Source organism: Kribbella sp. NBC_00662, from assembly GCF_041430295.1.
GTDB lineage: Bacteria > Actinomycetota > Actinomycetes > Propionibacteriales > Kribbellaceae > Kribbella.
The window spans coordinates 8,139,817-8,154,000 of the sequence record NZ_CP109029.1 but is presented as its reverse complement, the minus strand read 5'-3'; the positions used below and the strand labels follow the sequence as shown (position 1 = coordinate 8,154,000).

The 14,184-nt window shown below is 67.6% G+C and carries 15 protein-coding genes; 7 read left to right on the top strand and 8 right to left on the bottom strand.

Annotation, left to right across the window (positions count from 1 at the left end; genetic code table 11):
• Positions 1-118: 118 nt before the first annotated feature.
• Both OHA10_RS40025 and OHA10_RS40020 read right to left on the bottom strand, forming a co-directional pair.
• Positions 119-1,099, bottom strand: a complete 981-nt coding sequence (locus OHA10_RS40025; RefSeq protein WP_371403995.1) for a VOC family protein — start codon at positions 1,097-1,099, stop codon at positions 119-121.
• Between the two features lie 63 nt (positions 1,100-1,162).
• Entirely contained in the window at positions 1,163-1,960 is a 798-nt protein-coding gene (locus tag OHA10_RS40020; RefSeq protein WP_371403994.1) for a phosphotransferase, read from the bottom strand.
• A gap of 247 nt (positions 1,961-2,207) precedes the next feature.
• Between OHA10_RS40020 and OHA10_RS40015 the strand changes: the two genes are divergently transcribed.
• Both OHA10_RS40015 and OHA10_RS40010 read left to right on the top strand, forming a co-directional pair.
• Positions 2,208-3,620, top strand: a complete 1,413-nt coding sequence (locus OHA10_RS40015) for an MFS transporter (protein ID WP_371403993.1) — start codon at positions 2,208-2,210, stop codon at positions 3,618-3,620.
• 17 nt (positions 3,621-3,637) lie between these two features.
• Complete coding sequence (locus tag OHA10_RS40010; RefSeq protein WP_371403992.1) at positions 3,638-4,249, top strand: TMEM175 family protein; 612 nt, start codon at positions 3,638-3,640, stop codon at positions 4,247-4,249.
• On the opposite strand, the gene OHA10_RS40005 is transcribed toward OHA10_RS40010, so the two are convergent.
• From OHA10_RS40005 to OHA10_RS39990, 4 genes are all read right to left on the bottom strand, one after another.
• Positions 4,235-5,803, bottom strand: a complete 1,569-nt coding sequence (locus tag OHA10_RS40005; RefSeq protein ID WP_371403991.1) for a carboxylesterase/lipase family protein — start codon at positions 5,801-5,803, stop codon at positions 4,235-4,237. The genes OHA10_RS40010 and OHA10_RS40005 overlap by 15 nt on opposite strands.
• Before the next feature lie 102 nt (positions 5,804-5,905).
• Positions 5,906-6,658: a precorrin-6A synthase (deacetylating) gene (gene cobF / locus OHA10_RS40000; protein ID WP_371403990.1), complete on the bottom strand. Its 753-nt coding sequence runs from the start codon at positions 6,656-6,658 to the stop codon at positions 5,906-5,908.
• A gap of 26 nt (positions 6,659-6,684) precedes the next feature.
• Positions 6,685-8,172 carry a glucose-6-phosphate dehydrogenase gene (zwf, locus tag OHA10_RS39995; RefSeq protein WP_371403989.1) on the bottom strand — a complete coding sequence of 496 codons (1,488 nt, stop codon included), beginning with the start codon at positions 8,170-8,172 and terminating at the stop codon, positions 6,685-6,687.
• A gap of 100 nt (positions 8,173-8,272) precedes the next feature.
• A complete protein-coding gene (locus OHA10_RS39990) occupies positions 8,273-8,650 on the bottom strand; it encodes a VOC family protein (RefSeq protein WP_371403988.1) in 378 nt (125 codons plus the stop codon).
• A gap of 59 nt (positions 8,651-8,709) precedes the next feature.
• Between OHA10_RS39990 and OHA10_RS39985 the strand changes: the two genes are divergently transcribed.
• Genes OHA10_RS39985 through OHA10_RS39970 form a run of 4 tightly spaced genes read left to right on the top strand, consistent with a single transcriptional unit; the run spans position 8,710 to position 10,909 of the window.
• On the top strand, positions 8,710-9,039 hold the full coding sequence (locus OHA10_RS39985) for a YciI family protein (protein WP_371403987.1): 330 nt from the start codon (positions 8,710-8,712) through the stop codon (positions 9,037-9,039).
• On the top strand, positions 9,036-10,220 hold the full coding sequence (locus OHA10_RS39980) for an RNA polymerase sigma factor (protein WP_371403986.1): 1,185 nt from the start codon (positions 9,036-9,038) through the stop codon (positions 10,218-10,220). Before OHA10_RS39985 ends, OHA10_RS39980 begins: the two co-directional genes overlap by 4 nt.
• Before the next feature lie 18 nt (positions 10,221-10,238).
• A complete protein-coding gene (locus OHA10_RS39975; protein ID WP_371403985.1) occupies positions 10,239-10,526 on the top strand; it encodes a hypothetical protein in 288 nt (95 codons plus the stop codon).
• Positions 10,523-10,909 (top strand): VOC family protein, encoded by a 387-nt coding sequence (locus OHA10_RS39970; RefSeq protein WP_371403984.1) that lies wholly within the window; start codon positions 10,523-10,525, stop codon positions 10,907-10,909. Before OHA10_RS39975 ends, OHA10_RS39970 begins: the two co-directional genes overlap by 4 nt.
• Here the strand turns inward: OHA10_RS39970 and OHA10_RS39965 are convergent.
• Positions 10,899-12,410: a serine hydrolase domain-containing protein gene (locus OHA10_RS39965; protein ID WP_371403983.1), complete on the bottom strand. Its 1,512-nt coding sequence runs from the start codon at positions 12,408-12,410 to the stop codon at positions 10,899-10,901. The genes OHA10_RS39970 and OHA10_RS39965 overlap by 11 nt on opposite strands.
• A 99-nt stretch (positions 12,411-12,509) precedes the next feature.
• On the opposite strand from OHA10_RS39965, the gene OHA10_RS39960 reads away from it, so the two are divergent.
• A complete protein-coding gene (locus OHA10_RS39960; protein WP_371403982.1) occupies positions 12,510-13,043 on the top strand; it encodes a helix-turn-helix domain-containing protein in 534 nt (177 codons plus the stop codon).
• A gap of 19 nt (positions 13,044-13,062) precedes the next feature.
• Here OHA10_RS39960 and OHA10_RS39955 read toward each other — a convergent pair whose 3' ends face one another.
• Positions 13,063-14,076, bottom strand: a complete 1,014-nt coding sequence (locus tag OHA10_RS39955; protein ID WP_371403981.1) for an aldo/keto reductase — start codon at positions 14,074-14,076, stop codon at positions 13,063-13,065.
• Positions 14,077-14,184 lie beyond the last annotated feature (108 nt).

Here is a 14,184-nt window from a genome sequence, read left to right as displayed (position 1 = left end):
ATCGTGCGACGGTGCCGATCGACGCTGGGCCGGCCAGCGGCACAAACCGTTGGCCGAGCGTAGTTGTATCGGTAGCGACTGTACGGCCGTGCCTTCTCTGAACCGTTGCTGTCGGCACTCACTCGCCCTTGTAGCAAAGGCAGAACGGGTGGCCGGCGGGGTCGGCGTACACCGGGCAGCTGCCGCCCTGCGGCGGGAGCCGTCGCCCTCCGAGCTCAAGGGCGACGCGTTCCTTCTCGGTTCGGTCGTCGAAGCCGATGTCGAAGTGCATCTGTGGTGGGTGTTCGGGGTCGGGCCAGCGTGGCGGTTGGTAGTCGGGGACGCGTTGCAGGGCGAGCATCGGCAGGCGGTTGTCGGCGCGGGCGATGACGATTCGGTCGGGTGAGTCTTCGACCGTGCGAGGCAGGTCCAGAACGGCGCTCCAGAATCGCGCCAGCGGTGGTGGATCGGCGCAGTCGATGACCACGCGGACGAGGGTTCCGAGTCGGTCCGTGGGTTTGGGGAGGCCGGGGTACAGGCAGAACGGGTGGCCCACCGAGTCGGCGTACACGCGCCAGTCGGGGAAGTCCTCCAGTTTCGTCGCGCCGTGCTCCAGTACGGCGTGCTCGGCGGCCTCCAAGTCGGCTACCTGCACGTCGATGTGGATCTGTGTTGGGTTTGCTGGGTCGCGCCAGCCTGGAGGGCGCATCGCGCCCTCGCCTGGCCCGATCCGTCCGTCGGTGAGCATCGTGTAGAACGCTCGCAGTTCGTCCTCTCGCTCCTCGGGGCAGCCGACGACGACCCAGAATCGTCCGTCCTGCTCGTCGGAGTCGATCGACGTACCGACGACCTTGCCGGCCTCGTCGAGCACCACGCTCGCGAACGCCTGTCCGCGGTTGCCGGCCAGGACGACACGAACCATGTGGTCGTTGACCTGCCGCGCACCGCTCACCGTCCGGTCCGAACCCGCGAGCTCCTCCACTCTCGGCTGCCACGCCTCGGCGATCCATGGACCTGGATCCCATCCATCGAGACCGCTGACCGCGTTGGCCGCTGGTACGTCCGCTTGCTCCAACGCGTCGACCCAGCGGCGTGCGACTTCGACGAGATCCTCCGGCATCTCGGTAGTCTCACGCCGCCGAGCCACCCGATCAAGACTCGGCCAGCCCGAGGTGCCAGCGTGTCAGCTGGGCAGATAATCCGTCAGCTCCTGCCAGGACTGTTTGCTGTCCTCGGAGTCGGTGTGTGGTTGGCGGAACAGGTGGACGTAGGAGGCGATCTCGGCGAGGGACCACCAGATGTCGAAGAGTTCGAGGGCTGTGGGGCGTGGAGTGAATGGGCCGGCCTCTGATTGGTACGCCGGGAGTACGTCGGCTGCTCCGTCGAGGATTGCGGCCAGGTCGCGTTCGCGGGGTGCCAGGCGGACGGTTTCCCAGTCGATGAGGCGCATGCCGGAGGGGGTGCGGAGGACGTTCGCGCTGTGTGGCTCGCCGTGTGTGATGACCCAGGGATCGTCCGATGCCTCGATCTCGCGGACCAGTGCGTCGTAGTGCTTCAGCTTGGTGAGCACGTAGTCGTGTGCGCCGATCAGACGCAGGCGGGTGGGTTCGGCGTACGGACCGGAGCTCCACGGTTGGTCGAGATCGGCGAGCGCGGCGAGGAGTGCGGCGCGGTCCGGTACGGCGAAATCCCAGCGCTGCAAGGCTTCTGGAACCGGTGCCGTATGCAACTGGCCGAGGATCCGGGCGATCTGCTCCCGCTCTGCGGGGTCGTCCCAGGCGCCGTCGGGAGTACTCCATCCCTGTAAGTAAGGCAGAACGGTGAACGCCCAGCATTGCGGCCCGTCGTCCGTCGAGGCAATCCAGTGGTAGCTGCCGAAGCCCACCGGCGCGTAGGTCACCTCCGTGGCCTCGAAACCCCAATGCTCATTGAGGATCCCAGCCACCAAGTCAGATGAGATCTCCGCCGGCTCATCTCTCACCTCGCGACCCTAACCGCTGGGAGCCGCGGTGGTCAGGTGGTTTTCGACGGCGATCGGATGCGCTTGTCCGAGCGAGTCACTCACAAGGGCGGTCGCACGCGCAGCACCGCGATGGGCTGATCACCCCCGCCGGAGCACCGCGATGGGCTCGTTCCCCGCATGGCCAGAATTTTATCTGATAAGAGATCGTCTGTTACAGGACGATCTGTTATGGTCTTTCTGAACGACCAAACTGAGGAGACGACCTGTGAGTGTGGACGTGGTGGTGGAGGCGGCGCGAGGGCGAGGTAGAGCGCTTGTCGTGCTGTGTGTGATGCAGCTGATGATCATTCTCGACGGGACCGTGGTGACGGTTGCGTTGCCGACGATTCAGGGGGATCTGGAGTTTTCGCAGGCGGGGCTGGCGTGGGTGATGAACTCGTATCTGATCGCCTTCGCCGGCCTCCTCCTGCTCGCCGGCCGCATCGGTGACCTGATCGGGAGTAAGCGGATCTTCCTAACAGGCCTCGGGTTGTTCACCGCGGCCTCGCTCCTGTGCGGCTTGGCGGCCGACAAGGAGGTGCTGATCGCCGGGCGGTTCCTGCAAGGAGTCGGTGGCGCTCTGGCCTCGGCGGTCATCCTCGGGATGATCGTCAACCTGTATCCCAAGCCGGGCGAGCAAGCACGAGCCATGGGCGTCTACAGCTTCACAGCCGCGAGCGGTGCCTCGATAGGCCTCATTCTCGGCGGCGTCATCACGCAGACCATCGGCTGGCATTGGGCGTTCCTGATCAACGTCCCGATCGGAGCCATCGCCCTGGCGTTCGCCGTACGGCTGCTGGCACACCAGCCAGGACTCGGCCTGGCGAAGGGCGCCGACGTAGTAGGTGCCGTCCTGGTGACCGCAGGTCTATCGCTAGGCGTCTACACGATCGTCCAGACCGCAGAGCCCACGGCGACCCTGACCCGCACGCTGCTGCAGGCTGCGGCGTCACTGGCACTCCTGGCAGCGTTCGTACTACGCCAGGCACGCATCGAGAACCCATTGCTTGCCCTGCGCATCTTCCGTCGCCGTCAGCTCAGCGTGGCCAACGTAGTAGTCGTACTGCTCTTCGCCGCCGGCTTCGGCTTCCAGTTCACCACTGCGCTGTACGTCCAGCGCGTACTCGGCTACGACTCACTCACCACCGGTCTGGCCTTCCTGCCGGCGCCGATCATGAACGCGCTCATGTCACTCTCGATCGCCCCACGCCTCACAGTCCGCTTCGGCCCCCGCAAGATGCTGATCGCCGGACTGGTCGTCTTCCTCCTGGCGCTGCTGTGGATCAGCCAGGCACCAGTGGACGGCTCGTACGTCGTCAACGTCGGCCCAGTGCTCGCAGTCATGGGCGCGGGCATCGGAGTCGCCATCCCGGCCGCGATCATGCTCGCTATGTCTGGCGCCGACGCCAGCGACGCCGGACTCGCCTCAGGCCTCAACAACACCGCACAACAGGCCGGCGCGGCCATCGGCACCGCAGTACTCGCCACACTCGCAGCATCAACCACCGCGCACAGAGCGACCGAAGGCACCCTCCAAGCGCTCAGGGACGGGTACGGCGCAGCATGGCTCGCCGCGGCCGGATTCGTGTTCGCCGCGGCGGTCCTGTCGATCAGCCTGATCCGCGAACGACACACCTGACGGCTACTCTTTCGGCCGTGAGTACGACGAGAGACCCCGACCGCCTGGTCCTGTTCACCGACGCGGTCGTGGCGATCGCCATCACGCTGCTGGTGCTGCCGCTGGTGGACCTGGTGCCGGAGGTGAGGGCGGAGGGCGGCGACGCGGTCAGTGTGGTCACCGACCACTGGCAGGAGATCTTCACGTTCTTGCTGAGCTTCGTGGTGATCGCCAACTTCTGGCTGGGTCATCACCGGCTCTTCGAACATGTCCGCGTCTACAACACCGCGATGATCCGTCTGAACCTGCTCTGGCTGCTCACGATCGTCGTCCTGCCGTTCCCGACCGAGATCATCGGGGCCTTCCCGAGCGGCCGGTTCACGGCCGGGTTCTACACCGGCACGATTCTGGCGCTCAGCATCTGCCAGTCGGCGATCGCCTGGATGATCCACGGGCATCAGGAGCTCGAGAACCCGGACAACCCGGTCAGCAGAGAGGGACTGGTCGGCTCCCTGATCCTGACCGGGTTGACCGTGGTCGCCTTCCTGCTGGCGGCCTTGGTTCCCGGAGTCAACTTCTACGCGTTGCTCCTGCTGCTCCTCTCGCCGATCCTCATGCCGATCTGGAGAAAAGCGTCAGCCAAGGCGTGACCAGAACCCGCACTGGTGCTCAGCGCTCAGGCTGACCTGCTGGATGCCGGTCTGCTCAGTCGGCGCGAGTGAGAGGCCCTTGACCTCACGTACGCCGGTCGGCGACCAGTGCGGCCGATCCGGTCCGTTCGGGTTGCCGGTCCGGGCGAACGCTGTCCAGTAGTCAATCATCTGGTTCGACAGCGTCTGCTGCGTCGCCGACATCGGGAAGTCGTACCCACCGAGCCGGAACAGGTACGGCAGCTCCATCGCGTGTGCGGCTCCCAGTCCGGGCGAGGCGATCGGCGAGTGCTTGTCGGCGAACTCGTACGCGTACACCGGCACCTTCCCGGCCGCGTGCTGGTCCGAAGCGACCTGTGTGCACGACCAGATCCGGTCCGTCGTGACTGCGCCCCACGCTGCGGCGGGAGAGTCGTACCGAGCCTGCGGGTAGTGCTGCAGTACCTGCGGAGCCTTCCGAGCGCCGACCATGTTCTTGACCAGTTGCGGGTAGTCCTTGATGTCGCCGAAGGCAGCCAACCAGCCGTTCGCCTCGTCGTGGTTGTTGCCGGAGATGATCGGCACCCGGTGGAACAGTCCGGCCTTCAGCGCGCGAGCAGGTGACAGCGGTACGACGGCAGTCCCGCCGTACCCGATCTGGGTGAAGTTGAGGGTGTCGTCGACCAGTACGTCGGACTTCGCGGCGCGGAGGCAGTCGAGCATGGACTGGCCGGGCTTGCAGCCGAGCTTGGTCTTGTTGTCGGCCGCCCATTCCTTGCCGTTCGACTGCACCGTGCCGGCCGGGATCCAGGGGGAGTCCGCGGCCTGACCGGGGTACTGGCTGTTGGCGGCCCAGTTGAACTCGCACGAGCCGCTCTGCATGATCGCCTTCGAGAACAGACCCGTGGAGGTCGGAGACGTCAGCTGGGCGCAGACACTCATGCCGCCGGCGGACTCACCCGCGACTGTCACGTTGCGCGGATCGCCGCCGAATGCGCGGGCGTTGCGCTGGACCCAGCGCAGCGCGGCCTGCTGGTCCTGGATGCCGTAGGTGCCGGATCCCGGCAGACCCGGGTACCCGAAGAAGCCGAAGATGCCGAGCCGGTAGTTGACCGTCACGACGACCACATCGCCGCGGGCGGCGAACTTCGACGCCTCGTAGCTGTTACCGGCGCCCGAGAAGAACCCACCGCCGGGGATCCACACCACGACGGCTCGAGGCTTCGGGGAGGGCTTGGCCGGGGTGGTGACGTTCAGATAGAGGCAGTCCTCGGTGGACGACCCGTCCGGAGCCTCTGAGTTCGCCTGCTGCGGACAGACGTTGCCGAGCTTCGACTCACGTACGCCGGTCCATGGTTTGGCGGGTGCAGGGGCCTTCCAGCGCAGCGGGCCGACCGGGGGAGCGGCGTACGGGATCCCGTCGAAGACCCTTGCGTCCCCGACCGTCTTGCTCGCAACCAGGCCGCCATCTGTTCGTACGACGTCCTGCTGGGCCGCGTCACTCGGCCCGGCGAGGCCCACCAACAAGCCCGCCGGCGCCAAGGCGGCCGTCATGATCACCAAGAGTTTCTTCATGCCTGCAGCGTCGTCGAGCCGCCGCCGTCGCCGCTTCGGCCCGAAGTCCAGACCGCCTACACCTTTGGTCTAGGTCGCCGCACTCTCCCACCCGGCGTGCTTTTACCTAGGCCGTCGTAACAAGTAGGTGTCCATGATCCAGCCCTTGCGATCCCGGGCCTCGGCGCGCACCTTCTCGATCTCGCTCGCGACCTCCCGCAGCGGTCCCGAGATGAGAATCTCGTCCGGCGTGCCGAGATACGCGCCCCAATAGATGTCGGCGTCGAGATGCTCGGTGAACGCCGTCTGCGCGTCGAGCATCACGACGACGTCGTCCACACCCTCCGGCCAGCCGGCGGCGAGCCGTCGTCCGGTCGTGATCTGGATCGGCCGGCCCACCTGGTTCAGCCCGACCTTGTGCCGGGCGGCGAGCGTCGACACGCTGCTGATCCCCGGAATCACCTCGACCCCGAACTCGAGCTCACCCCGCGCCAGGATGTCGTCGAGAATCGCCAGCGTGCTGTCGTACAGCGACGGATCGCCCCAGACCAGGAACGCGCCGACCTGGTCCTCGCCCAGCTCGGACGCGATCATCTCCGCGCACACGTCGGCCCGTCGGCGTCGCCAGTCGTCCACAGCCTCGACGTACGCCGAGGCCGTGCGATCCCGCTCCGGGTCGCGGCCGACGACCACCCGGTAATCCTTCGACGTCGCGTACCGCCGCAGGATCTCGGACCGCAGGTCGACCAGCTCCTGCTTCACCTCGCCCTTGTCGAGCACGAAGAACACATCGACCCGGTTCAGCGCCGACACGCCCTGCATCGTCACCTGCTCCGGATCGCCCGCCCCGACACCGATGACCAGAATCTCCCGCATGCGCGGCAGCCTAGCCAAGGCCCTTGCTACTCCCGCCACTCGCGTTCGAAGGGGAGCCGCCAGGCGCGCGGCGCGATCAGCTGGTGGATCGCGTTCGGGCCCCAGGTGCCGGGCTGGTACGGCTTGACCGGCGGCGGGTCCTCGAGGAGATGGGCGGAGCGGTCCCAGAGCGATTCGATGCCCTCGGCGGTGGTGAACAGGGTGTGGTCGCCGCGCATCGCGTCCAGGATCAAGCGCTCGTACGCCTCGAGTACGTCGCCGGCGCTCTCGGTCTCCTGGGTGGAGAACTGCATCGACAGCTTCTCCAGCCGCATGCCCGGGCCGGGCCGCTTGCCGTAGAACGACAGTGACACCCGGGACGAGTCGGCCAGGTCGAAGGTCAGATGGTCCGGACCCTCCGAGCCGACACCCGACCCGGACGGGAACATCGTCTTCGGCGCCTCTTTGAAGGCGATCGAGATGATCCGCTGGCCCTGGGCCATCTTCTTGCCGGTGCGCAGGAAGAACGGCGTACCGGCCCAGCGCCAGTTGTCGATCTCGACCCGCAGCGCGATGAACGTCTCGGTGTCGGAGTCCGGCGCGACGCCCTCCTCGTTGCGGTAGCCGGAGTACTGACCGCGGACCACGTCGGTCGGGCTGATCGGCAGCATCGACCGGAAGACCTTGTTCTTCTCCTCCGAGATAGCCCGCGGCTCCAGGGCCGTCGGCGGCTCCATCGCGACGAACGACATCACCTGCATCAGGTGCGTGACGACCATGTCCTTGAACGCGCCGGTCGGCTCGTAGAAGGTGGCGCGCTGGTCCAGCCCGAGCGACTCCGGGATGTCGATCTGCACGTGGTCGATGAAGTTCCGGTTCCAGATCGGCTCGAACAGGCCGTTCGCGAACCGGAACGCGAGGATGTTCAGCGCCGCTTCCTTGCCGAGGAAGTGGTCGATCCGGAAGATCTGCGACTCGTCGAACGTCTCGTGGACGAAGTCGTTGAGCTTGATCGCGCTGGCCAGGTCGTCGCCGAACGGCTTCTCCATCACCACCCGGGCCCGGTCGACCAGGTCCGCGTCGCGCAGCATCGCGATCACCGACTGGGCCGCCTTCGGGGGCACCGACAGGTAGTGCAGCCGGCGTACGTCGGGGCCGAGCGCCTCCTCGGCCGACTTCACCGCCCTCGCCAGCGCCTCCGGGCCGGCCGTCACCGGGACGTAGTCGAGCGTCTCGGAGAACTGCGACCACTGCTCGTCGCTCAGCTTGTGCATGCCGAACGTCTCGACGGCCTCCCGGGCGCGCGCCCGGAACTCGTCCGACGTCAGATCCTCGGTCGCCGTGCCGATGATGCGTACGTCGGGCGTGAACCGGGACTGCTGCAGATAGGCCAGCCCGGGCAGCAGCTTGCGCTTGGCCAGGTCGCCGGTCGCCCCGAACAGCACGATCACGTGCGGCGCGAGCGGATCCGGATCCCGCCGCGAGGGCCGCGATCCCGGTGCCGGATAGGCAATGGTCTGGATACGGTCAGGCATTCAGTCCTCCCGAGGACGCCACCGGAGCCAACACACCCCGCAGTCTAGGCACTCGACCGTGAACTACCGATGTACGCCGACCTGAACGGCCAGACAGAACCTAGGCGGTCTGCCACAGACCGAGGACGTTGCCTTCGGGGTCCTTGAAGTACGCCGCGAAGCCCATGTCGCCGACCGGGAGCTTCTCGCCGACGCGCTCGCCGCCGAGGCTCTCGATGGTCTTCCAGGCGGCGTCGATGTCCGGGACGTCGACGGTCAGGATCGGGCGGGTGAGCTCGCCGCTGCGCCGGTACATGCCGCCGTTGATGAAGCCGGGCTCGGCGGGCATCGACTGCTCGTTCACCGGCCCGGTCGACACCATCGTGTAGTTCATCTCGGGCATCTCCAGCAGCTTCCACCCGAACGCCTCGCGGTAGAACGTCCGCGCTCGCTCGCCGTCGTCGTACGGCACCTCGAAGTGCACGATCCGTCCGGTCATCACATGCCCTCCCGCCTGAAGGTCCTTGCCGTCGACGCTAGACCTGCGACGATGGCTGGGTGAAGTACCTGCTGATGATCTGTGGCGACCCCTCCGGGACCGAGTACGCGAACGACGGGTGCGGCGGCTGGTCGGAAGAGATGGAAGCCCGGGGCGTGGTGGCGGGCGGCGCGGGGCTGCGGCCGCCTCATGAAGCCACCACGGTGCGGGTGCGGGACGACGAGCTCCTGCTCACCGACGGGCCGTTCGCCGAGACGAAGGAGCAGATCGGAGGTTTCGTCCTGATCGACTGCGCCGACCTGGACGAGGCGATAGAGATCGCGTCCAAGCACCCTGCGGCCGGCTACGGCACGATCGAGATCCGTCCGGTGCTGGAGCCACCGGTGTGACGCTGGAGGACATCTACCGGCAGGAGTGGGGACAGGTGGTCGCCACTCTGATCCGGGTGACCGGTGACTGGGAGCTGGCCGAGGAGTGTGCGCAGGAGGCGTTCGCGGCGGCGCTGCAGCGGTGGCCGGTCGACGGCGTACCGGACCGGCCTGGTGCCTGGCTGACCACAACCGCACGCAACCGTGCGATCGACTGGATGCGCCGCGAGGCGGTGGGTGCCGCCAAGCTGCGTCAGGTCGCTGCGCTGTCGTACGACGACGATCCGCCGTACGACGTGCCGGACGACCGGCTGCGGTTGATGTTCACCTGCTGTCATCCCGCCCTGGCGATGGAGGCCCGTGTGGCGTTGACGTTGCGCACGCTGGCCGGTCTGAGTACTGCGGAGATCGCCCGGGCGTTCCTGGTCCCGGAGACGACCATGTCGAAGCGACTGACCCGCGCGAAGCAGAAGATCCAGCACGCCGGCATCCCGTACCGCGTCCCGCCCGCGCATCTGCTGCCGCAGCGGACGCCCGCAGTACTCGCGGTGCTGTATCTGCTGTTCAACGAGGGGTACTCCGATGTCGTACGGAGCAATCTGAGCGGTGAGGCGATCAGACTGGCCAGATTGCTCGTCCAGCTCCTACCTGAACCAGAGCCCACCGGCCTGCTTGCTTTGATGCTGCTGCATGACGCCCGACGCAACACGCGGCTGGCCGACGACGGTGCCCTCGTCACCCTCGATGACCAGGACCGAACCCGCTGGGACCACAGCCAGATCAAAGAGGGCGTCGACCTGCTGGACTCCGCGCTCGACCGCGGCGCTCCGGGCCCGTACCAGGTGCAGGCCGCCATCGCCGCCTGCCACGCGACCGCCCGCACCGCGGCGGACACGGACTGGCCGCAGATCGCCGGGCTCTACGCCCGACTCCCACAGACTCCGGTCGTCACCCTCAACCGTGCCGTAGCCATCGGCATGGCAGACGGCCCGGCCGTCGGCCTCCGGCTCGTCCAGGAGCTCGCCGAGGGACCGCTCGCCGGCTATCACCTCCTCCCAGCGACCCGAGCCGACTTCCTCCGCCGTCTGGAACGCTGGCCCGAGGCGAAGACGGCGTACGAAGAAGCCCTCGAGCTCGCGACCACCGATGCGGAGCGGTTGTACCTGCAGAAAAGATTGCACGAGGTGTCTGTGCGGGCCTGAGACGTTCGTCGGTGGGGTATGACGGATATCAGAACTGCGGTTGCGGCCGAGCGCACCGAGCTGGCCGACGTGCTGGCCGGACTGCCCGCTGCTGGACTGTCATCGGCCCAGCTGGTCGAATGCCTCCGCCAGAACGTCAACCACCCATGGAAGCCACCAGGCGGCGGGTACGTAGGCGCGCTGTCCCACGACGTCATCCACGGCCTCGACGTGACCGTTGCACTGGGCATCGACCGCCAGGTCCCCGCCGAGCGACTGCACTACATCCTCGACGCCGCCCGATTCACCGCAGGAGTGACCCGATGATCATCGGCCTCGCGATCGAGGACCGGCCCCGGTCGTACGCCTTCTACCAGGAGGCGCTCGGCCTGACACCCGTAGGCGAGCCCGACGAGGACGGCATCCCCGAACCCCTGCAGTTCGCACTCGCGGAGGACGTCCGACTGATGCTCATCCCGACCGAGGGCTTCGGGTGGGTACTAGGTGACCAGCCCGCCGCGCCGTACGGCCAGAGCGAATGCATCCTCACGGTGACCGTCGCCAGCGAGCAGGCGGTAGACGCGCAGACCGCCAAGGCGATCGCCGCCGGAGCGGTGCAGGTGACTGCGCCCATACGTAAGCCCTGGGCGTACCTGGCCACCTTCACCGATCCGGACGGGCATCTGTGGATGGTTACTGCTAACGACTGAGCAAGCGGAGGTTGGCAGCGCGGGCCGTGGTCGCGCGGGCTCCGGCAGCGTGGTGACGGAACAGACGTCCGCCGTACCTGAACCACTCCACTGGTCCGGCCGCGCCGCGGACGAAGTTGGCGCGGGTGTGGGTCGGTGTGCCGTCGGGGTTCAGGGCGAGCACGTAGTCCTTGCGGTAGAAGGCGAGACGCAGCAGCGCCTGCCCACCCGCGCCGGCTACCAACTCGCCGTTGTGGGCAGTCACGTCGAGCGCCAGATCTTCCGGCTTGCCGTCGAGGCCGATCTGCTGGGAGACATAGGTGCCTTCGTACTCCGCGAGTCGGCGCGGCGGCAGCTCACGCGGTACGGCGGGAAGGTTGTTGACGCCGGCGAACTCCTGCAACGCCCAGTCGTCCGCGAACAACTCGGCCACCAGCAGGGGACCGCTCTCGGAGTTCGTCAGCAACGTGATGGCGAAGTCCCGCCGCGGCACGAACAGGAAGCCGGAGTGCTGACCGGACCAGTCACCACCGTGCTGCACGACTGTCGGACCCTGCGCTGTCGGACGCAGCATCCAGCTGACGCCCACGCCGTTCAGCTCGACGAACAGAGTGCCGCCGGGACCCGGGTGAGACTGCATCGCCAACCTGCTGCGGTCGCTGAGCAGGTGGGGGAGACCGCGGTGCCCCAGGTGGTAACGGGCGTACCGCAGCTGGTCGCGGGCGCTCGAGATGAGTCCACCGATCGACTGCAGACTGCGCGGGATCGCATCGAAGGCCGGCTCCACAACCGCCTTGCCGTCAACGATGTTGTGCGAGGCAGCGACGCTGAATCCGCCCAGCTCACTCCGGAAGAAGCGGCTGTGGTCGAGACCCAGCGGATCGATGACCAGTTCGCGCGCGGCGAGCTCGTACGGCTTGCCGGTCACCACCTCGATGATCCGGCCGGCCACCCCGAGCGAGGCGTTGTTGTACGCGAACACCTTCCCGAGCGGTGTCAGCTGCGGGACCTTCGTCATACCGGCGACGTACTTCGCGAGCGCGTCGTCGCCATCCCCGTAGTCCTCGAGGTAGTCGCCCTGCCAGCCGGCGGTGTGGTTCAGCAGCTGGCGCACGGTGACCCGAGCGGCGACCGACGGGTCAGCCGTCCGGAAGTCGGGCAGGTACGCGCGCACCGGCCGGTCGAGACTGACCCGCCCACGCTCGACGAGCCGCATGATCGCGGTCGCGGTGAACGTCTTCGTGGTCGAGCCGATCCGGAACACGGTGTCGCCGGACACCGGCTCGTTGGTGTCGACGCTCGTGACCCCGAAACCGCGGACGTACTCGCGGCCGCGGTACCACAGGCCCAGACCGACGCCAGGGATCGCGTACTTCGCCATCCCCGCCTCGATCTTGTCGGCCAGCCGCCCGATCGCGACCGGTTCACGGGTAGTGGCGCCCGCGGCGGGCAAGGTGGACAGCGCGGCCACCGGAACAGCGGCAGCGGCGGATTTGAGCACGGTACGACGGGTGAGCGACACAGCACGTTCTCCTTGGGCGACGGGGAAATGCTTCCGTTCACGCTATTATTACCAAACTTGGGACCAATGGAGACCCGTGAGAACCCTGGAGCGACCCTGATGGCCGAGTCATCCACTCCGGTGTCGGACCTGCTCCTGCACCCGATCCGCTGGCGGATCGTCCAGCGCGTCCTCGGCCGTGAGCTGACCACGACCGACCTGAAACGCGATCTCCCCGACGTGCCGACCACGTCGTTGTACCGCCACGTCGCCGTACTGATCGACGCCGGTTTCCTGACCGTGGTCCGCGAGCGGAAGGTCCGCGGTACGACCGAGCGCACGCTCAGCCTGGACCAGACCAAGGTCGGCCGGATCGACGAACGCGAGGCGCGCGCGATGACGCCCGAGCAGCACCGCCAGGCGTTCCTGATGATGCTCACCCGGCTGGCCGCCGACTTCGACCGTGCCGTCGAGCGCGGCGATCTGGAGACCCGGCTGCCGCAACTCGGCTACAGCCAACTGGCCGTGTACGTCGACCCCGCGGACCTGGATGCGATCCGCGAGGGCATCAACGCCGTCCTCGAGCCGCATCTGACGGCGTCGCCGGGAAAGGACCGGGTGGTGTTGTCGTTCGTGGCGCTGCCCGACGTCTGAGGACGCGGCCGGCAAGGCCTCAGCGGCGCCGCAGGTGTGCGTGCTCGATCGCCGGCGGGGTGGCGGCGTAGTTGTCGGCCGGGTCCAGTTCGGTGCCTGGTGCAACGATCTCGTCGATCCGGTCGAGGATGTCGTCGGTGAGGTCGAGCTCGGCGGCCGGGAGCAGGCTGTCGAGCTGGTCCTGCGTGCGCGGGCCGATCAGGACCGAGGTGACCGCCGGGTGCGCCCGGACGAACGCAACCGCGAGCTGAGGCAGCGTCATACCGGCCTCGGCGGCCAGCGGACCCAGCTTCGCGACGGCCGCGGCCTTCGCCTGACCGGTCGGAGTGCTCGGGTCGTAGCTGGACGGCCGCGCCGACGCCCGGTGCGACGACGCCTGGTTCGCCCGGCCGGAGAGCCAGCCCCCGTTGAGCGGCCCGAAGGTCAGCACGCCGAGATCGTGCCGCTGAGCCACCGGGAACACCGACGCCTCCGGCCGCCGGGTCAGGATCGAGTACATCGTCTGCTCGGTCAGGAAGCGGTGTGTACCGCGACGCTCCGCTGTCCACTGCGCCTCGACGATCGTCTCGGCCGGGAACATCGACGAACCGAAGGCGAGGATCTTCCCCGCCTGGACGAGATCCGACAGCGCGGACAGGGTCTCACCCGGATCGGTGTCGTGATCCGGACGATGCAGCTGGTACAGGTCGAGGTGATCGGTGCCGAGCCGCCGCAGGCTGGCCTCGACCGCCTGCCGGATCCAGCGGCGGGAGGCGCCGCGCCGGTTGGGGTCCTCGCCCATCGGCAGGCCGAACTTGCTCGCCAGTACGACGTCGTCGCGCCGGCCGCGGATCGCCGTACCGACGATCTCCTCGGACTCGCCGCCCGAGTAGACGTCGGCGGTGTCGATCAGGTTGATGCCCGCGTCGAGGGCGCGGTGGATGATCCGGACCGAGTCCTCGTGGTCTGGGTTGCCCATCGCGCCGAACATCATCGCGCCGAGGGCGACGTCACTGACGGAGATGCCGGTGGCGCCGAGGATTCTGCGATTCACGGGTGGTGCCTTTCTGGTGGTGGTCCTTCCATCAGAGCACCGGGATGCGTCGCGGCGTGAGCATCATCCTGGCGCCGGCTTGCGCGATCCTGCCGAAGTCGCTCCACT